The organism is Herbiconiux sp. VKM Ac-2851, assembly GCF_013205105.1.
In the GTDB taxonomy this organism is placed as follows: Bacteria; Actinomycetota; Actinomycetes; order Actinomycetales; family Microbacteriaceae; genus Herbiconiux; species Herbiconiux flava.
In genome coordinates this window covers 258,994-278,433 of sequence record NZ_JABMLJ010000002.1, presented here as the reverse complement: position 1 = coordinate 278,433, position 19,440 = coordinate 258,994, and the positions used below count along the sequence as shown (strand labels likewise).

Annotated in this window: 14 protein-coding genes; 3 read left to right on the top strand and 11 right to left on the bottom strand. The window is 68.2% G+C overall.

Annotated features, from left to right (window positions below; translation table 11 throughout):
• Positions 1-17: 17 nt before the first annotated feature.
• From HQQ85_RS07935 to HQQ85_RS07920, 4 genes are all read right to left on the bottom strand, one after another.
• Positions 18-4,346 carry a protein kinase family protein gene (locus HQQ85_RS07935; protein ID WP_173181999.1) on the bottom strand — a complete coding sequence of 1,443 codons (4,329 nt, stop codon included), beginning with the start codon at positions 4,344-4,346 and terminating at the stop codon, positions 18-20.
• Positions 4,343-5,071, bottom strand: coding sequence for a PP2C family serine/threonine-protein phosphatase (locus HQQ85_RS07930; protein WP_173181998.1), 729 nt, complete (start codon positions 5,069-5,071; stop codon positions 4,343-4,345). The genes HQQ85_RS07935 and HQQ85_RS07930 overlap by 4 nt, the downstream gene beginning before the upstream one ends.
• Positions 5,072-5,145: 74 nt before the next feature.
• Positions 5,146-6,105 carry a hypothetical protein gene (locus HQQ85_RS07925; RefSeq protein ID WP_173181997.1) on the bottom strand — a complete coding sequence of 320 codons (960 nt, stop codon included), beginning with the start codon at positions 6,103-6,105 and terminating at the stop codon, positions 5,146-5,148.
• Positions 6,102-8,603: a penicillin-binding transpeptidase domain-containing protein gene (locus tag HQQ85_RS07920; RefSeq protein WP_173181996.1), complete on the bottom strand. Its 2,502-nt coding sequence runs from the start codon at positions 8,601-8,603 to the stop codon at positions 6,102-6,104. The genes HQQ85_RS07925 and HQQ85_RS07920 overlap by 4 nt, the downstream gene beginning before the upstream one ends.
• Positions 8,604-8,796: 193 nt before the next feature.
• Between HQQ85_RS07920 and HQQ85_RS07915 the strand changes: the two genes are divergently transcribed.
• Entirely contained in the window at positions 8,797-9,396 is a 600-nt protein-coding gene (locus HQQ85_RS07915; RefSeq protein ID WP_173181995.1) for a hypothetical protein, read from the top strand.
• 227 nt (positions 9,397-9,623) lie between these two features.
• On the opposite strand, the gene HQQ85_RS07910 is transcribed toward HQQ85_RS07915, so the two are convergent.
• The 5 genes from HQQ85_RS07910 to HQQ85_RS21610 form a co-directional block, all read right to left on the bottom strand.
• A complete protein-coding gene (locus HQQ85_RS07910; protein ID WP_173181994.1) occupies positions 9,624-10,121 on the bottom strand; it encodes a hypothetical protein in 498 nt (165 codons plus the stop codon).
• A 30-nt stretch (positions 10,122-10,151) separates the two neighbouring features.
• Entirely contained in the window at positions 10,152-11,963 is a 1,812-nt protein-coding gene (locus HQQ85_RS07905; RefSeq protein ID WP_173181993.1) for a hypothetical protein, read from the bottom strand.
• A complete protein-coding gene (locus HQQ85_RS07900) occupies positions 11,875-12,777 on the bottom strand; it encodes a hypothetical protein (RefSeq protein WP_173181992.1) in 903 nt (300 codons plus the stop codon). The genes HQQ85_RS07905 and HQQ85_RS07900 overlap by 89 nt, the downstream gene beginning before the upstream one ends.
• Before the next feature lie 168 nt (positions 12,778-12,945).
• On the bottom strand, positions 12,946-13,794 hold the full coding sequence (locus tag HQQ85_RS07895; protein WP_173181991.1) for a DUF3097 domain-containing protein: 849 nt from the start codon (positions 13,792-13,794) through the stop codon (positions 12,946-12,948).
• Between the two features lie 75 nt (positions 13,795-13,869).
• The gene (locus HQQ85_RS21610; RefSeq protein ID WP_173181990.1) at positions 13,870-14,145 is read right to left on the bottom strand and encodes a DivIVA domain-containing protein; all 276 of its coding nucleotides are present in this window, start codon (positions 14,143-14,145) and stop codon (positions 13,870-13,872) included.
• Between the two features lie 102 nt (positions 14,146-14,247).
• On the opposite strand from HQQ85_RS21610, the gene HQQ85_RS07885 reads away from it, so the two are divergent.
• On the top strand, positions 14,248-15,282 hold the full coding sequence (locus tag HQQ85_RS07885) for a carbohydrate kinase (protein ID WP_173181989.1): 1,035 nt from the start codon (positions 14,248-14,250) through the stop codon (positions 15,280-15,282).
• Between the two features lie 263 nt (positions 15,283-15,545).
• On the opposite strand, the gene HQQ85_RS07880 is transcribed toward HQQ85_RS07885, so the two are convergent.
• Entirely contained in the window at positions 15,546-16,415 is an 870-nt protein-coding gene (locus HQQ85_RS07880; RefSeq protein ID WP_173182867.1) for a LysR substrate-binding domain-containing protein, read from the bottom strand.
• A 119-nt stretch (positions 16,416-16,534) separates the two neighbouring features.
• On the opposite strand from HQQ85_RS07880, the gene HQQ85_RS07875 reads away from it, so the two are divergent.
• The gene (locus HQQ85_RS07875) at positions 16,535-17,815 is read left to right on the top strand and encodes an MFS transporter (protein WP_371741813.1); all 1,281 of its coding nucleotides are present in this window, start codon (positions 16,535-16,537) and stop codon (positions 17,813-17,815) included.
• A 217-nt stretch (positions 17,816-18,032) separates the two neighbouring features.
• Here HQQ85_RS07875 and HQQ85_RS07870 read toward each other — a convergent pair whose 3' ends face one another.
• Positions 18,033-19,367, bottom strand: coding sequence for a glycerate kinase (locus tag HQQ85_RS07870; RefSeq protein WP_254069357.1), 1,335 nt, complete (start codon positions 19,365-19,367; stop codon positions 18,033-18,035).
• Positions 19,368-19,440: the final 73 nt, after the last annotated feature.

The following is a 19,440-nucleotide window of genomic DNA, read 5'->3' as shown; positions in this document are numbered from 1 at the left end:
TAGCCGGTTCTCCGCACTTAGTGCGAGGTCGCCGAGGCTGACAACTCAAATATCAGCAGGTCGCCGCGAGTGCCGTCGGTTACGACCAGATCGTCGTCGGCCGAAGTATCCGACCAGGCGGCCCCCGTCACCTGCACTCCGGTTCCGGCGTCCACGATCGATCGCCGATCCCCATCGATCACGATTAGCGGACCCGTGCCCTTAGCAGTCGCCGTGGAGACGGCGATTCGACCTGCGTCGTCGAGCGCCACGTCGGTCGGAACCAGCCCAAGCTGACTAAGGTCGCCAGCGAGTGGGGATTCGGGGGTGGTCTTGCGCTGCTTGGCTCCATCGAGGATGCCGGCAGTGGAGATGGCGTCCTTGTTGCGGTCGATGATCCGCACTCGACTCGTCGCCACGCCGTCGAACATTGCGGCTTCGGCGATCGCGATCAAGGCGAACTTGCACTCGGAATCACCACAGTGTCCGGCCGGTGCGCTGTTGGCACTGACGGCGAGGGGAGCGACCCACGATCCAATCAAGGTCGACTGACTTTCAAGCGCGGGACCGAGCGGTGCCCCGCAGCTGGCGTTTGGGTCGGCGGCGGCCCCGGCGATGACGGTGGGTGCGAGGTCGTCGAGCGGGTAGTCGCCATCGGCATCATGCGCGACCACGGCGTTGGTGTCGATGTCCCAGACCTGCCCGCATCGGGCCACCACCACGTGGTCGCCGTCGGCGGTGATGTCCTGGAGCCCGGGAATGGTGTACCTCGCCGTGCTTGATGTCGACTTGTCGGCCGAGGGACGAGTGACTATCAACTGGGTGATTTCCCCTGTCTCCTCCGTTATGGCGTCATCGCTTGCATCCGCGGGCAGGGTGGTGCCGAGCGTCCAGGTCAATCCGCCGATCGTGCGCTGGATGATGGGCCGGTCCGAGAACGGTGGGAAGCCGTTGAATGAGTCCGCTGTTGATGAACGGTAGGAGGAGTGGATTCGGCCGTAAGCGGGAGCCGACCAAGCTACGGAGTTGCCGACACTGGGATCGGAGGCGCTCATGACCGATGTTGTGCCGAGCGTCCAGTTGGAGGCGTACCGTGACTGGGTGGCGATGTCGCCGACAGCATCCCATGACATCACGGTGCCCGAAGTGCGCAGCTTCCAGGGAATCGCGGTACACCCTTTGTCCACCGAGGAAATCACGACCGCGCTGGTACCGTCGGAACTCAATGCCATCGGCTTCCACTGTGAGGCCGAGTACACGAGTTGCGCGGTGTTCCTCGCTTGCAGCACGCAATCGTCGCTCGACTCCTGCTCCCTGGGCTCGGCCAGCCCGCTGAACAGTGGCGAAGCCGACGTGCCACATCTCTCGTTGGCAGCCTTTCTGGCGTCAAGCATTTCTTGGCTCGGTGGATCCGCGTTGGGGTCAAGCGGGGCAGGCAGCTGGCCCTCCTCAACCATTGTCGGTCGGGGCGGTGCCGACTCGCTGAGCGTGAACGCCCCCAGGCAGTTGTCCGTGTTTACGAGCACCCGGCCGTCCTCCATCACTGCCATGTCACGGATGTAGGTGCCGACAGTGAGAGCGTCGGCCTGCTGCTCGTCGCCGCTACGGAAGGGCTTCAAGAACATTGCGTACGAATTGTTGTCGTCGGACCTCCGGTGGTTTACTACAGTGCCCCCGCCGCCCTGCGACTCGTAGAAGGCGTACACGGCATCGAGACACTCGTCACCGTCCTCTGTCGAGAGCACCGGTTGCAGGTCGTCGCCGGCGAGCGTCATAGTCCAATGCGTCGGTGACCCGGTGAGCCGCACGTAAGGCCCCGAAGGTGACTCAAAAATCGCTTCGCCGTTCTCATCCCGCTCTGCCAAACCAGTTGAGAAACAGTACGGAACCTGGCGGTCCAGCGAAGGCGCCTTCATTTCGAGCAGGTGAATGGTCGATCCGACGATAGAGATCTCAGCATCGATGCCGTCGGGCATGGCGAGCGTGACTGCATCATTCAACCGCGTCGTCTTCGACCCGCCGTCGCGGTCGAGGTCGACGCGGGTCACACCGTCTACACCGACAAGCGCGAGCGAGCTGTCGTCGATGAAGGCGAGGTTCTCCACCGACAGGACGGGGTCACCGGTCGACGGTCCCGTGATGTCGCTCAGCATCGTTTGCACGTCGCTGAGCTCCGTTGCGGCCGGCACCTTCATGTCGGGGGTTGGGCTGCGCCAACCGAACGTCGACAGCACCTTCCATGCTGGTGTGCCGTCGGCCGGGACATTCCAGATCACGTCGCGACCCACACCCACGCGATCGACCAGCGCGATGTCCCCGACGGAGTTCGTCGCGATCGCATGCGGGTTGATCAGGACGGGGATGCTGAGCGGCATGCCCGGCACGGATCCGACGAGAGTAGGAGTCACGACGTGGTTGCGGAGGGCCGATGCATAGGCCGGGGTCGCCGCAGAGCCGATCACGAGCACGGCTCCAATCATCGCGGCCGCTCCCGTCACAAGCAGCCCCCCACGTGACTGGCCTATCGGACGTGCGCTCGAACCATCCGATACAGGCGCACCGCGCGCATCACCGAGCCGCGAGGCCCGGTTGATGCCTGCGGCCAGTAGGCCGCCTGAGGCGATCAGCAGCCAGTCGAACACGCCGAGCGGTAGGCCGAGCACGAAGACGACAAACCCGGCCGCCACCAGCACGGTCAGTACCCCGGTCGTCACCATCGTCACCCATCGACGTCGCAGATCCCGCGATGAGCGGCGAGAGCGCCGGAAATATCGCCGCTGACTTCTCCCCAGTCGCAGACGTCGCCGCAGGCAGAGCAGAGCAAGAAGGACGCTCAGCACCGTGAATACGCCCGCGAAGACTGAGCGTAGGAGCACATCGACCGCGGCACTTGGAAGGGGCATCTGCGGCGCGGCCCAGCCTGCGGCGAGCACGATCGCCACCATGGGCAGGGCGACCGCAATGATCGTGAGTGCATGCAGCCCGCTAGAGACGAGGGCTTCAGCCGCTCCCGTAACGATCCGGCGCCGGAGTGCGCGGCGCTTCTGCAGGCGCTCCGGGTCTCGAACCGCCCGCTTAGACCCCTTTGACCGCTTCTGTACGACCGCGGCGGCGGGGCCGCCGTGCCGCTCCTCGGGCCGCCACTCCGCGGCCTCCTGCTCCTTCGACGAGAGTGCGCGTTCGCGCAGTGAGGGGGCGATGATTCGGAGCGACCGCGCCAGGAGGTCTGCAGTGGGATCATCGGCTCCTACGCCGCTCTCTCGGACCCGGGCGATGATCTGTGTTGCCGACTCCTCGAGCTCTGGCATCGCGTCAGCCATCACAGCGGTGCGTGAGCGGTTGTGGCGATGGCTGCTGATCAGCGCGGCCGCGAGCTCGTGCGCGGGCGAGCGCCCCTCGTCATCCAGGCTGAGAACGCACCCCGCACGGCGATCATGTTTACAGAGGTCGGTCGCGAGCGGTGAAGACTCGCCGAGCTGTTCCCGTGAGAGTCCGTTCAGGCTGAGCCATTCCGCGCCGTTCAGGCGGTAGGGCGTCAGATTGGCGTGGAATAGCGTCCACAGCGCCATGCCGAGCCCCCAGAGATCGGTCTGGGTACCCGGCTCGGGCGGAGGGTTCCTGTACTGCTCGGGGGCCACGACGTGCCTGCTCAGCCGATCGCCGGGCGTGGCCAAGTGCTTCGGCAGATAGGCGAGCGCGAAGTCACCGAGAACGACTTCGAAGGAGCCGTCGCGCTCTACCACGAACAGATTGTCGATCTTGATGTCGCGGTGGGCCCGGTACTCGAACGCCTTCTCCGGCGCTCGGTCGAAGGCAAGCAGCGTGCGGCCGACGGCCGCGGCCGCGAGCGTTCCGATGTCCCGGCAGACGGAACCAAGGAGTTCGGCGCCCGTGCCCAGCTCGCCGTCGCGATCGCGCGCACCCGTGCGCTCCAGCAGCGTCTCCACCTCGGCAGCGGTCGAGGTCGAGAGCTCGTCGAGCGAGAAGAGAGCTCGTTCCAGTAGAAGGAGCTCGTTCATCGAGGGATCTGCGGGGTCGCTCCCCTTCTCGGAACCGTAGTACCGCAGCACGGCGATATCGCGAAAGCCGCCAGCCGATCGCACCGTTTCGATCGACTCGTAAACCGCTCTCTCGACCGTGATGCGATTGATGCTCGCATCGTTGCGCTTCTGGCCCTCCTTGACCACGAACTCCGCCGGGTCGACGCGATCGCCATGCGCGTCGATCGCGTGGGCCTCGAAGATCCACGGTCCGGCTTCTTTCTGGTCGTTGAGCGGCCGACCGACAATGACGGTGCGGTCGACCCCGGCCATGGTGAATGTCACCCGTCTGCCGGGAGATGCAGTCGGACGGGGCTTGTCTGTCATGTGCGATCCCTTCCGAGGGCGGCGACCACCACGGTGGCGTTATCGGCTTCTGGCCCTGCGACGCTGACCGCGCTGTCCACGAGTGCATTGGCGACCGCCTGGACGCTCGCATCAGCAGTCGCGTCGTCGACGATCTGCGCCATTCGGGCCAACCCCAACGACTCGTGCACTCCGTCGGTGCTCACCATCAACCAGTCGCCGACGGCGAGTGGAACGACGAGTAGGGATGCCGTCGGGACGGCGAACCGGTTGTCGGCACGGAGTCGGCGGGTGAGCGTGCTTGCGAGGTAGGTGGCGGAATTAGAAGCGGGAAGATCGTTGTGCCTCGTTAGAAGGCTCTGCGCCCAGAGATTGTGTGGAGTGGAGGCCTCGAGGACCTCACCGCCGCGAACAACCACGGCCTGACAGTCACCAACGGTAGCCACCCACGCGATGCCGTCGACAACGACGGCCCCGGCAAAGGTCGTCGCCGCAGCCCGGTCGAGAGGATTGATGGGCTCGTCGGCCGCCGCAGAGAGTGCTCGGCTGATCTCCGCCGGAAGCCCGCTGAGGTGGTCGACGAGCCGTTTGCGATGATGTGCGGACGTCGCCAGCGAGTCGAAGGCGAGCCGGCCAGCGAGGGCGCTGCAGCGCGCCCCGTCCGGTCCGCCGCCGACGCCGTCGCACACTGTGGCGTAGAAACTCAGTGAGCGCGAGGTCAGTCCGGGATCGGTACTGAACCTCACGAAGTCCTCCTGGCTCGTTCGACCTCCTTGCCGTGTGGCCGACGCCGCGTCGATGTGCATCGATCGGCGCGCCATCAGAAACGACTTTCCACCCCGGGAGCGAACTCCTCGAAGTCGCCGGGAACGATCACCTGTGCCTGCAGCAGGGCGTTGATGAGCGGATACAGCTCGCGCGGACTCGAGCTGATGCGGTACTCTCGCATCCCCACCGCCTCTCCACCGGAACTCCTTCGGAACAACTCGCCGATGCCGAGATCGTCTAAGAGTTGCTGCCTGGCCCGCGCCTTGTCCGGGGTAGTCGACGCTGACAGATACAGCGAAGCGTGCATTTCGCGCAGCATGTAGCTGACGCGTTTTCCAGACATCCCAGCTTGCTCGAGCGCGGGCCTGAAGTCAGGATTCGCTCCCTCATCCGCCATCGTGATGGACACGATCGCCACAGCACGCCGAAAATCGTCCACCCATGCCCTCCGCTTTGCCAACGCCACTAGCCACCAGTCCTGGCGCAGACGTTCAGTCGATCTGTTCGCAACGGGCTCGAGCGGGAGCGTCTTCACCTTCGTCGCGACCGTGAGCCCCGGCCGGAGGGTGATCTGTACCCCACGGGGATTGTGGCTGCTGCGCGCGACGATCTGCACTACGGCTTCGGGTGTGAGCCGGAAGTCGACAGGGTAGGCGGCGGCGTCCTGCGCCTGCCGTCCCACCAGAGGCACCGCGCCCACGGTGATGTGGAAGAGCCTGTCACTCCTGGACCGCACCTGGATCATTGCCCCGAACCGCTCAGTGCTGATCACCACGATCTCCGAGGAGATCCTCAGTGGGTCGACCCCCTCAAAGTACGTAGGGCGCCACCGAAAATACCGTGACTCGTCTTCGTTGTGACCGGGCTTCAAAGCACCGAGGGTGCGGCGCTGATCGGCGGCGAGTTCGAACCGCTCGACGAGCTCGACCGCACGTCCGCCCGCGAACGTGCGCAACTCGACCGCCATGGTCTCGAGGCGATCGGTGGCCTTCATGACGTTCGACGTGCTCATCCCTGGTTCCCCCCGCACTGCGACGACGACTCCTCCGGCAATTCGGTCAAAAACCCGAGTACGTCGTGCGCGACGCCGGTCGCGGGGGCATCGAGCTGGGGGGCTGGACGTGACGGCGTTCCCTCGACCCGGACGACGACGACGACGTCGCCCAGAATAGCAACCACGAGCGAATCGCTGATGGTCACCCCGTTCTCCGAGCGATCGGGTGAACCGGTCTTGGCGAGCAGCGGCCGGTCATCGTCAATTGTCAGTCCGTCCCCGATCGCGGCCGCCGTGCCTGACTGCGCGGCGGCGAGCATCCCCTCACGGATGGCGGCGACGGTCTCCGCCGCCAGCGGGGTGCCGAGCACGCTCGACTCGGGGTCGATCCGAGACGGCTCCCTCGCACCGTCGTCGCAGACACCTTGAACCAGGTGGGCTTGCACCGGCGCACCCTCGTTCACCAGCATGGCGTATGAGAGCGCGAGTTGGGGCAGCGTCGTGCGCACGCTCTCCAGCCCGACGCTGGTTCTAGCGAACGCCTCGGGCGAGAGCTGCTGCTTCAATCCGGTAGTGCCGCCCGGAATCTCGAGGCCGTCAATGATGATCGGGTCCCCGGTGTCGAAGGCGAAGTGCTCGCGCAACTCCTCCAACAAATCCGGTTGGCCGAGGGCCGCCGCCGCCGCCGCCGTAACGGTGTTGCACGAGAGCTCCAGCGCCGTGACGATGTCGGAACTCGGGCACGGCTCACCCGATACGTTGGTGACTCCGCCGGCCTCTGGGTACTCGGCGCCTACTTCTCCTATCTGCTCCGCGTCGAGGATTCCGTGCTCAGCTGCGGCCGCGAGGACAGGCACCTTGAACACCGAACCAGGGGCGAAGGTGTCGGTGAGCACAGCGGGAAAGTAGGGGCTGTCATCCAACAGGGGCGAAACCTGATCAATTGAGAGGGCTCCGGTGATCAATCCGGAGGTCTCGGGCCGAGGCGTACCGTCGCTGCTGTAGGCGGCGAGGATGTTCCCCGTCGAACCATCGAGCACGAGGGCCGAGGCCGGAGCGCTCGCCTCCACGGCTGCCACGACGGCGGCCTGCACCCGAGAGTCGAGTGTGGTCACCACCGTCGCAGGCGTGCACCGCGGTCCGGCGACCCCCGACAAGAAGACTGCCGCTGCGCCGCCGCCGCCGCAGGTTGTCAAAGAGGAGACGGCCGCCTCGAGGCCGTACTGGTTTCCCGGCACGACGAGTCCGATCGTTTCGACGTAGTCTTCGCCTCCCACCAGCACGCGCTCACCGTTGACGGTGGAGGCGAGTAGCACTCCGTCGCTAGATACGAGCGCGCCGCGTGCCGCGTATGAGGCGTAGCCGCCGGTTACGCCCGAGACCGGCGGGCTTGCAATTAGCACTGTTCCCGCGACGACCACCGCGATCGGCAGCACCACCGAGGAGCTGGTGACGGCCGAGCGCACGAGCCGGTGGGTGGTGAAGGAGTGCGAGCCCAGTGGCTGGGACGTGCCTGAGCGGATGACGAAGCCCAGTCCGAACCCCCAGGCGGCGCCGGCAGACCCCGACAATGCCACGAACGGGAGGGGGATGCCGCTCAGCACCACTATGCCGAGTGAACCTGCCACCGCCCAGCAGGACTGCATCGCGAACGCGACGACGATGCCGGTGGCGATGACCGTTCCGGGCGCTACTCGGTCGTCCATGCGTGCTAGGAGACGGCCGAACGACCACAGGAGCACCGCCACGAGCGCGGCGAACGGCACGACGCCGATGCTCCCGGCGAGATAGGCGGCCAGGTGGTCGTTCTCAGCGAGCGGGATGTTCTCGGCGAAGGAGTTCGTCCCGATCCCTCCGCCCCAGAACAATCCGCCAAAGGCGACAGCGAGGCGGGCGATGTCGAGCTGGAATGTGCCCTCAAGCACGTCGGCGAGCCGATCGCGAGCGATCGGCACCGTGTTGATGACGAACAGGGCAATCCAGATTGCCACGAGGCCGGAGAACACCAGCGAGAGCACAGCGCTTGTGGCGCGCGCGGTCATCACCGCGATTGAGACGGCGACGACCACGAGGGGACCGAGGTCGTGCGCACTCGCCAGGGCGAAGGGCAGAACACTGCCCAGCGCCACCGCGATCGCCACTGTACGGCGAGACAGCAAACCCCGCGCCACTCGCCCAGCCGAGCCTCTCCCCGCCTCGGCGGCGACCGATAAGAGGCATCCGGCACCCACAATCATCGCGATGGAGGCAAGTGGGGAAGTGACTACCGGGGGCAGACCCGGAAGCGCGACGGTGATCTCGAAACCCGTTGCCAGCGGCAGCAGGCGGAGCAGGGTCCCTGCGCCGACGGCGAAGAGGCCGATAACGAAGACCTGGCCGCTGCCCCTCAGCTCCGCATCGCCCAGGCTGCGGGCGAGCAGCATCCCGGCACCACAGCCCACGACCGTGGCGACCAACGCACCGACCGCGGCCGCGCCGCCCCGCAGCTCCGAAACGGCAAGGATTCCGACGATCATCGGGATGAGGATGCCCAGGACGGGCCCTGTCAGGCGCACACGCGCCGCGGAACGACTCTGGGGTGGGGGCCCGGGTCGGTGAGGGCGGTAGAAATAACGAGTGGCGGTCATGCGGCAAGTGTGCTGCGCCAGACAAATGCACTTTCCGCACCCGGTGCGAACAGGCTCCGCCAGCATGCGTTTGAATAAGCAGGTGAGCAGACTGACGACGATCGGCATCGCTTCGGCGGTAGCTCTCCTCGTGCTTCTCGCCGGGTGTTCGAGCACGGTGCCGCAGCCACGTGCGGGCGCGGCTTGGGGCGAAGCCGTTGTGCCCAACAGCCCCGATCTGTCAGTCACTGTGCAAGTGCGGGCTCTTGGTGCCGACGATTACGCCGACACGATCGAGGTGCTCCCGGGTGACATAGTCGAGGTGCGGGTCGTGACCAAGAACGTCGGCGACGAGCTTGTGCACCGCGTAGCTGTCGCGGTGTCGCCAGCGCCCGAGCGCTCCACCACGGACCGGCCGGATGTCTATGAGACACAGCCCGAAACGGTGGCCGCGGTGTCTATCGGCTCCGCGTCGGACGCGGTGGCGCTCGACGACATCATCGACACGGTGCACGGAGCCCAGACTGGCGACTGGGAGCCGGGGGCGGGCTACGAGGTCACCTATCGGCTCAAGATCTCCGCCACGCTGGACTGCTCCACCGCGCCGACCGTGTGGGCCCGCGCCCTCTCGGCCGATGGCGAGCGTACGTGGGGATACTCAAGACTTACTATGGCGGCGGAGTGCGTGTCAGCCGACGGCTGATAGGTCCGCATCCTGATAGTCAGCAGGTCAAGCGACCAGGACGCCTGCTTGTGGTCGGGCGGCCCGGGTCTGCAGTGGATACGGTGAAGTAGCACCGGCCTGTCACCCTAGACGCGGACAGGACCACGTCTAGGGAACGGGGTGACCACATTTACATAGGTCGAACACCGTGCGTTGGCCCGGGCCGTCAACGCCGCTAGAGCACACACCCGTCCGGTGTCGGCGGCTTAGGAGCTCGGACTGGCAGAGGACGTAGGTGTCGTTCCGTCGGTCAACAGCCCGCGTTGCCGAGCGAGATCCTCCGCGGACCTGGCATTCGGCGTGAGTCCGAGAACACCCGTCATCGTGAAGACGCCAAAGCTCAGTAGCGCCATCAGGGAGAAGGGGATCATGATCGGCCCCTCGGCAATGACCCCTTCGATTTGCCGTGGGTCAAGAATGGCCCAGATAACAGACCCTACGAAGAGGAACACGGGCACCCACGGGGTGACTTTGTACCTCAGCGGCATCACGTCGTTGAAGAGCCTCAATCGCTGCGCGTGCGCGACGACGCGGGCCTCCCAGGCGTCTCGTTCGTCTCCGGCTGGCAACCCTCCCAGGATGCTGACCTCGCGACCGAGCTGACGCGACCACCGCACCGAAGGCATCATGAACGCGACTAGTCCGACGATGCCTGCCGACGCTATGGTCGCGAGGACACCTGGGATCAGCTCGGCGAGGTCCATGGCCCTGATCCTATGGTCGCGGAATGAATCTCACCGAGCCCATTCGAGAGGTGAGAGCGTCCACACTGGCCACGTTTTCAAGTTGGCTAGGTCGGTTGTATTGAGTTCCGTCAGGACGAGTTCAAGCTCCTCACGATCACTAACCAGGATCAGTAGGCAGGCTTCCAGCAAGCCGGCTTGCGGATCTTTAACGTTGAGAGATCGCCGCGCTGCACGGATGTCGCGCCGGTCCTCGTCAGTGAGAGTTCCTTCGCGGTATTGAATCTGCCACCAGTTGATGCGATGAATGAGGGAGTCGGGGTCCTCGTCCAGCAACCATGTGCACAGATCAGTTGCCCCGCGGAGCAGATAGGCGCGATGGGACTCCCCGCTCACGAGGTCCACCGCCAAGAGGAGCCGAAGCAACGTCATGTTGGCGCGACTGGTCGCCGCGGTTCGATTTTCGAGGCTGGCGTACGCATCCACTACGTGGCGCAGTCTCAGGTTCAGAATGAGCGCCATGTCCTCGGGTGATACCGCCTCGTAGACAGTCGCGAGTTCGACCGCCTCGTGTGTTCCGTCGTCGCTGATCTCATAGATGCGATACAGGCCCCGCTTGGCGGGATCAAACGGATCGACGATTGTCCGGTCGCGGTCGTCTTCGGCTGGCAATATCATCACCATGACCCGGAAGTCGCCGATAGTGACGTCGTATCGTCCCGTTCCGTCCGCGGTCCCGCGCACTGGTCGGTCTTGAACTATCCCCTGGTGCAGGGCGAGGAGCATACGTCTCATATCGTCGTCGATCATGATGGCCGACGTTAGGTCGTCATCGATGCCCAACTCGTCGAAGAGTTCACTGAACTGACCGAGCTCGGCGCGGGCTTCCTTCGCGCGGTCCGCAACACCGGGATCACCATCGTGAGGTTGGCCGGGTACGCCATCGATCACGAGCGGGTTCCCGGCCGCAGACGCGAGCATGAAGTCGAAGTTCTTGGCTTGCTTCCGCCAGGTGCCGGTAGCCTCCAAGCTGAGGGTCGTGCTCACCTTGCCGTTATCGGTGTTGAGGCGAATCTGGAGGCCCTCGGACAGACGTAGGAGGATTGTGTTCGCGTCGATCTGGCGGCCTTGAACACGATCAAATTCGACGTCCCCGCAGGCGATCGGAACCGCAATCTCTCGTTCCATATAGGTGAATGGCAGAATCTCCAGATCAATATCGACGGCGATCTCGATGCCGTCGGCCAAATGTGCCATCACGACGTAGTCGGTCTCGGAGAGAACAAGCCTCGTGGGGGTGGTCTCGTTGAAGCCGACGAGCGAGGTAATTGTCAAGCTTTCAGCCTGCCCTAGGACATGATCACCCTTGCCGCTGACGGAGCTTTGAGAACGCCCGCTCCACGCAAGCTGAACTATTGCCTCGATGTCCGATGCTTTTCGGGGCAGCCGCGTGAGTTTGATCGAGAACGTCTTCTGGCTCGCGGGACTCCCCTGCAAGAGACGATCTATCTTGAACGGAAGGAGGATGGAGTAAAAGATTTCTCGGTTGATGCCCCCTTCTCGCATCGGCACGTAAAAGTAGACACCGCCGCCGTGATTGCGGAAAAATCGCAAGACTTCCCGCTCGACACCGAAGGATTGCCCATCGCGGGAGGTTTTGACATTTGCCTTAGTAACACGTCCCTTGACCTGCACCGGCACGCGGCCCTCGAGCGTCTTGTTGCTGTGCCCTCCGGAGCTGTAGAAGTCGATGTGACCGTCCGTGATAGGGGTCCTATCGCCGACGAGGATTTGCGGAGAAAGCCGAGGGCACGCAACGATGCGATCGGTCACCGCGTTGACAGCTAAGAGTTCGACGGACATCCCGCAATTCTGACGCACATAGCGGTTCATCAGACCGACGGATGAACCGCGCCGCACGACTGTCCCGGATCAGTTCTCTTGACGTGTACACCGCGCACCGGTGGGCGCTGGTTGTATCACGGCCCCCGACGTCGTCCACGGATGTGGCCACCGCGCCGGCGAGCTCTACGGGGCCAGCCACGGGCGCGGCCGACCCACGATCGTCGAAGGGCGAGCGGATGCGCCTCCCCGGGCTCGAGTCGGCGGGCGAGGCGCGCCCCCAGTCGTCGTCGAAGGGCGAGCGGATGCGCATCGCCGACCTCGCGTCGACCACCGGCGAGGCGCGCCCCCAGTCGTCGTCGAAGGGCGAGCGGATGCCCGCCCCCAGGATCGCGTCGGCCACCGCCACGAGGTCCCGCAGCTCGAGCCGTCCCGACCCTCCGAGGTCGCACAGCGTGCGGGCGGGGCTCGTGACCCGCAGCCCGTTCGCGTGCACGACGTCGGACGGCCCGAGCCGCTGCTGGTGCCCCGACACCCCGGCCGCTTCGAGAGCACGCCGGGGCCGGGTGACGTGCAGAGTCGTGGCGGGCAGAAGCGCCGCGGGCACCGGCAGCCCGTGCAGCAGCGCCGCCGTGACGTAACTGAAGGCCGCGTCGGCCGGCATGACCTGCGCGTACGCGCGGCACCGCGCCTCGAGTTCGGCCGGCGGAACGCGTGCGCGCACCCCGTGGAACGGCCGCGCCAATCCGGGATTGCGCAGCCGCCCGACCGAGACCCCGGAGGCCCGCGCCCGGGCGACGGAGAACTCGGGCCCGAGCGACGCATCCTGACTCATGGGCGACATGCTCGCATCCGCTCGCCCGCTCAGAGGGTTATCCCCAGCCCACGTTGTTGAGTCGCGGCAGAGTGCTGCGTTTTGCCGCGACTGAGCCCGAATCGCGACCGTTTGGCGCGACTCACCGGGCCGCGGCGAAGGTGAGGCGCGGGAGCAGGGCGGGGCGGGCTACTGCGGCTCGGTGACGAAGTCGATGAGCTGCTCGACGCGCCCGAGCAGCACCGGCTCGAGGTCGGTGTACGTCGACACCCGCGACAGGATGCGCTTCCAGGCCCGCGCGATGTCCGCCTGCGAGTCGTGCGGCCAGCCGAAGGCCTCGCAGATGCCGTGCTTCCACTCGATCGACCGCGGCACCGTCGGCCACGCGCGGATGCCCATCGCTTTCGGCGTCACCGACTGCCAGATGTCGACGAACGGATGCCCGACCACGAGCACGTGCTTCCCGAACGGCCCACGCTGCACCGCCTGGGCGATCCGGCTCTCCTTCGAGCCCTCCACGAGGTGGTCGACCAGAACTCCGATGCGCCGCTCGCGGCTGGGCGCGAACTCGCGCACGATCGCGTCGAGGTCGTCCACGCCCTCGAGGTACTCCACCACCACGCCCTCGCCCCGCAGGTCGTCGCCCCAGACCTTCTCGACGAGCTCGGCGTCGTGCCGGCCCTCGACGTAGATGCGGCTCGGCCGGGCCACCCGCGCGCGTTCCTCGGGCGCGGCGATGCTGCCCGAGGCCGTGCGCTTCGGGGCGGATGCGCGGCTCGCGACCACCGGATGCACCAGCTCGATCGCCCGCCCCTCGAGCAGGAACCCGGCGCCGAGGGGGAAGACGCGGCGCTTGCCGTGCCGGTCCTCGAGCTCGACCGTGCGGCCCTCCACCCGGGTCACGCTGCCGCAGAAGTCGGTGGCGACCTCCTCCACGACGAGGTCGAACTCGGCCGGCACCTTGGGCAGCACGACGGGCTTCGCGCGGCGCTTGTAGTCGGCGAGAACGTCGGATCCGTAGCGGTCGTAGTCGGGCACCGCCCAAGGCTACGTGGCGGGTCGGCCGCCGCCGCGCATCCGCTCAGCGCGCCGCCGGTCTCAGAGCCGCCGGCCTCAGTGGGCTTCGTATTCGCGCAGCGTGACGGCGACCTTGTCGAGGAAGTCGTCGACTTGATTCTGGTCGTAACCCGCCCGGAACTTCGTCTGATTGAAGCGCGCATGAACCACGTCGTCGGTAGTCACCACCTCGCCGGTCGCCGCGCGTCCCTCCTCGTAGGCGACCAGCGTCTGCCGCACCCGCGCGAGCAGCGAGTCGACCTGGTCGATCTCGTACCCCTCACGCCACTTGGTACCCAGGAACGTCTTCTCCTGCACATCCTGCGACTTCATGCGATCCCTCCTCGAGGCCTCGATCCTCCCACGCAGGGTGCCGCGCCACCGCCCTAGACTGGCGGCGATCGGAGCGAGCGACCGCCCGTCAGAGAGGCCCGCATGAGCGACACCCCGCGTTCCGACGAGACCCCGCTGTCCACTGAGACTCCGCAGTCCACCGAGACTCCACCGTCCACCGAGCAGATCGCCGGTTCGACCGAGATCGTGGCGATCGGCGAGGCCCTGGTCGACGTCGTCGCGCGCCCGGGCACCGAGCCGGTCGAGCATCCGGGCGGCTCGCCGATGAACATCGCCTTCGGGCTGGCCCGCCTGGGGCGTCCGGTGACGCTCGTCACCGAGATCGGCACGGATGCCCGGGGTGCCGCCATCGCGGAGCACCTCCGCTCCGCCGGGGTGTCGCTCGCGCCCGGGTCGATCCGCGAGGAGCCGACGTCCTCGGCGACGGCCCACCTGGGGGTGGATGGCTCCGCCTCCTACACGTTCGACCTCCGCTGGTCCCTCCCCGCCGGGCTCACGGTCGCCGACCCCGCCCTGGCCGCCGCGGGCATCGTGCACGCCGGCTCGATCGCCGCGTTCCTCGAGCCGGGCGGCTCCGAGGTGGCGGCGCTGCTCGCCGCGCTCGCCGCGAGTGAGACGCCGCCGCTGATTACCTTCGACCCGAACATCCGCCCCTCGATCGTGCCCGACCACACGGCGGTGCTCGCCCGCTTCGAGGAGCTCGCGGCGCTCGCGACCGTGCTGAAGCTGAGCGATGAAGACGCCGCCTGGCTCTACCCGGGTGCCGACGCCGACGAGGCCGCCGACCGCATCCTGGAGCTCGGCCCCGGCCTCGTCGCGGTCACCCGCGGCGGTGACGGCGCGCTGCTCGCGGCGGCCGAGCACCGGCGCGCCGTTGAGGGCGTCGCGGTCGAGGTGGCGGACACCATCGGCGCGGGCGACTCCTTCATGAGCGCGCTGATCGACCGTCTGGCGAGCCTCGTCGACGAGGGCGTCCCGCTCGAGTCGCTCCGCGACGGCCACGCCTTCGACTCGGGCCGACTCGGCCTCCTCGGCGACTTCGCGGTGCGCTGCGCCGCCATCACGGTCTCTCGCCCGGGTGCGAACCCCCCGACCCGCGCCGACATAGCCGACTGACCCCGCCCGCGGTGCGACGTGGACCCGCCCGCCGCGCGACGTCTGGCATCCCCGGCGCCGTGCCGACGCGTAGCCCGCCGGCCTGCGCCGACATCGCCGACTGACCCGCCGGCCGGCATCCGGCCTATTCGGCGCGACGGGCAGACTGCGCCCCCGAGCCGCCGCACCACAGTGGCCGCCCCGCACCCCGAGGCCGGCACACCCCGCCCGCTGCACGCGCCACTGCCCGGCGGGCCGCGACGTTATGCCGCCGTGCGCACGGCTCAGGTGCGCGCCAGCGCCCGCCCCATGATCGCCGAGGTCAGCGCCGCGACCGCGTCGGCCGGCGCCGAGGGGTTCGAGAGCAGCGTGAAGTCCACCTCGCCGAGGTCGGGCAGCGAGAACCGGTTGCTCACCTTCACCAGGTCGTCGGGGATGAGGGTGTGCGGGTGCGCGGCGACCCCGAGCCCGGCACGCACGGCGGCGAGCATCCCGTTCACCTCGCGGGTGTTGCAGGTGATGCGCCAGGTGCGACCTGCCGCCTCGAGCGCCTCGATCGCGAGGCGGCGGCTGATCGACGGCGTCTGGTACGTGATCAGCGGCACAGGCTCGCCCGGTTCGATCAGCGTGCGCTCCTCCGCGAGCCAGACGAGGGTGTCTCGGCGCACGATCGTTCCCGTCTCCGGGATGAGGTCGTCGCGCGCATCCGGGATCTTCTTGATGAAGATCAGGTCGAGGTGCCCCGACTTCAGCCGCCGGTAGAGCGGCAGGCTCTGGTTCACCGTGAGCTCGAGGTTGACCTGAGGGTGCAGCTGCCGGAAATGCCTCAGGATGCGCGGCAGCTGCGTCGCGGCCAGGTCGTCGGCGGCGCCGAACCGCAGGCGCCCCCGCATCGCGGAGCCGGAGAAGTAGCTCGTGGCCGCCGCCTCGGCCGCGAGGATCGTGCGGGCGAACCCCGCCATCGCGTCGCCGTTGTCGGTGAGCGAGACGCCGTGGGTGTCGCGCGAGAGCAGGATGCGCCCGGCCGCCGTCTCGAGCCGGCGCACCTGCTGGCTCACCGTGGGCTGGCTGAGCCCCAGCTGCTCGGCCGCGCGGGTGAAGCTGCGGGTCTCGGCGACGGCGAGGAAGGTGGCGAGCAGGGCGGGGTCGAACACGGGGCTCCAGACGACGGCTATTCGAAGAACCAATGGCAGTCATAGCGCTGATCGGCTCGATCAATGACTCGGTCGAGCGTACCGTCGAAGGAGACCCACGACCACAGGAATCTTCATACGTGACTTCGACGCTCGCTTCCCCCGCTCCCGCCACCGAACCCATCATCGTCCTCAGCGCCCCTCCGCCCTGGCGCCACACGCTCCTCTCGCTGAGCGTGCGCAACTACCGCATCTTCGCCGGCACCTCGCTGGTCGCCCTCACCGCGCTCTGGATGCAGCGCATCGCCCAGGACTGGCTCGTGCTGCAGCTCTCGGGCAGCGTCGTCACCGTCGGCATCACCACGGCGCTGCAGTTCGCGCCGATGCTGGTGCTCGGCCTCTTCGGCGGGCTGATCGTCGATCGCTACCCCAAGCGCGTGCTGCTGATGATCACGCAGAGCGCCTCGGTGCTGACCAGTGCGGCGCTCGCGATCCTCGCGCTCACCGGCTGGATCGAGGTGTGGCACGTCTACGTCGTCGCCGTGGTGCTCGGGCTGATCACGGTCGTCGACAATCCGGCGCGGCAGGTGTTCACGAACGAGCTGGTCGGGCCGTCGATGCTGCGGAACGCCATCAGCCTCAACTCCTCGACGTTCCAGCTCGGGGCGCTGATCGGTCCGGCGCTGAGCGGGGCGCTGCTCGTGGCCGTCGGCGCGGGCTGGTCATTCGCGATCAACGCGCTCGCCTGCGCGCTGGTGGTGGTGGCGCTGACCCGCATGAACCCGGCCGAGCTGCACCGCGCCCCGCGCTCGCCCCGGGCCAAGGGGCAGCTGCGGGAGGGGGTGCGCTACGCGATCGGGAAGCCGGCCATCCTGTACACGCTCGTGCTGCTGGCCGTGCTCGCGGTGTTCGCCCAGAACCTGCCGGTGCTGCTCGCCGCGTACGCCGACGACGTCTTCGCGACCGGTGCGGGCGGCTACGGGCTGTTCAATTCGCTGGTGGCGGTGGGCGCGCTGACGGGCGCGCTGCTGTCGACCCGGCGGCGGGCGGTGCAGCTGCGCACGGTCGTCGTCGCGGCGATCGGGTACAGCGTCGTGCAGGCGCTCTGCGGGCTGATGCCCGGGCAGCTGCCGTTCTCGATCGCGCTGGTGCTGCTCGGATTCGGCTGGCTGCTGTTCATCACGGCGGCGAACTCGCTGGTGCAGATGTCCACGAACATGGGCGTACGCGGACGGGTGATGGCGCTGTACATGCTCGTGCTGCTGGGCGGCCAGGCCGTGGGCGGGCCGCTGATGGGCGCCTTCGTCGAGCACGTCGGGCCGCAGCTCGGCATGCTCGTCTCGGGCGGGGTGCCGGCGCTCGTGGCGCTCGCCGTCGCCGCGCTGCTCTGGCGCCGCGGCCTGCTCGCGCCCGCCGCCTGACCCGTCGGCTCGATGCTCGGCCCGGCTCGATGCCCAGCCGGACCTGCTCCCCGGTCAGAGGCGAATCCGGTCAGGCTCGATGCCCAGCCCGACCCGCTCCCGGGTTGGGGGCGAGTCCGGCCAGGCTCGATGGCCCGGCTCGACGCGCGGCCGGACCCGCTCCTGGGTCAGGGGCGAGTCCGGCCAGGCTCGATGGCCGGCCAGACCTGCTCCCCGGTCAGGGGGCGAGCGTTTGCGCCAGGCGGGCACCGGCCTCGGTGAGCCAGCGCAGGGGGTCGGCGAGCGAGACGGCGGCGCTGCCCGCGAGCTCGGGGTTGACGAGAGCAGCGGATGCGGCGAAGCCCGCAGGCTCCGCCTCGATCAGACCGGCGACGAGAGCCGGGCGCGCGCCGGCCGCCGCGGCGAGATCCCGCACGTGGGTGGGTACCTTGCCGGCCTCCGACTGTCCGTCGAAGCGGCCCTCGCCCGTGATCACGACGTCGGCGCCCGCGATCGCGTCGGACAGCCCCAGCTCGCGGGCGACGGCCGCGGCGCCGGGCTCGAGGGTCGCGCCCCACACGAGCAGGCCGAACCCGGCGCCGCCCGCGGCCCCGCTCCCGGGGACGTCCGCCGCCCCGGCGTGGGTGCCGGCCGCTGAGTCGCGCCAATAGGTCGCACTTTGCCGCGACTCGGCGTCTACGGCGACGCTTTGCCGCGACTCGGCGTCTACGGCGACGCTTTGCCGCGACTCGGCGTCTACGGCGACGCTTCGCCGCGACTCGGCGTCCACGGCGACGGTCTGCCGCGAGTGAGCGCCGGCGGGAGTGGGGGAGGTCGAGAGGGCGGGCGCGAGGGGCGCGGGCGCGGGGGCGAGGAGCGCCGCGTAGCGGGCGAGGGAGGCCTCGACCGCGGGGGAGGTGGCGGGGGTGAGGCCCTTCTGGGGGCCGAAGACCGCGACGGCTCCGGCCGGGCCGAGGAGCGGCGAGGTGACGTCGGTGAGCACGACCGCGCCGCCGGGCGACAGCGGGCGCAGGGCCGAGAGGTCGGCCCGGGAGAGCGACGCGAGACCGTGGGCGCCGGCGGGGATCGGGATGCCGGCGGCATCCGTCAGCCGGGCGCCGAGTGCGGTGAGCAGCCCGCTGCCGCCGTCGGTCGAGGCGCTGCCGCCGATCGCGAGCACCAGGCGGTCGACCCCCGCGTCGAGGGCGGCCGCGATTGCCTCGCCGAAGCCGCGGGTGTGGGCGTCGAGGGGGCGGAGGGTCGTGAGCAGCTCGATCCCACTCGTGCCCGCGAGCTCGACGATGCCGGTGCGCGTGCCGTCGGATGCCGTGACGAGGAGCCAGTGCGCCGCCACCGGGGCGTCGGCGGGGCCGAGCACGGTGACGGGCATACGCTCGGCTGTCGGGTTCGCCACCGCCAGGGCGTCGAGCGTGCCCTCGCCGCCGTCGGCCATCGGGCGCAGCACGAGCTCGTCGGCCGGGCGCACCGAGCGCCAGCCCGCGGCCAGTGCCGAGGCGACCGCGACCGCGCTCGCCGACCCCTTGAAGGAGTCGGGGGCGATCACGACCCGCAGGCTGCCCCGGGCAGGAACGGGGTGCGGATGCGCGTCGCCCTGACGGGCCGACACCACGTCACCCGCCGACCCG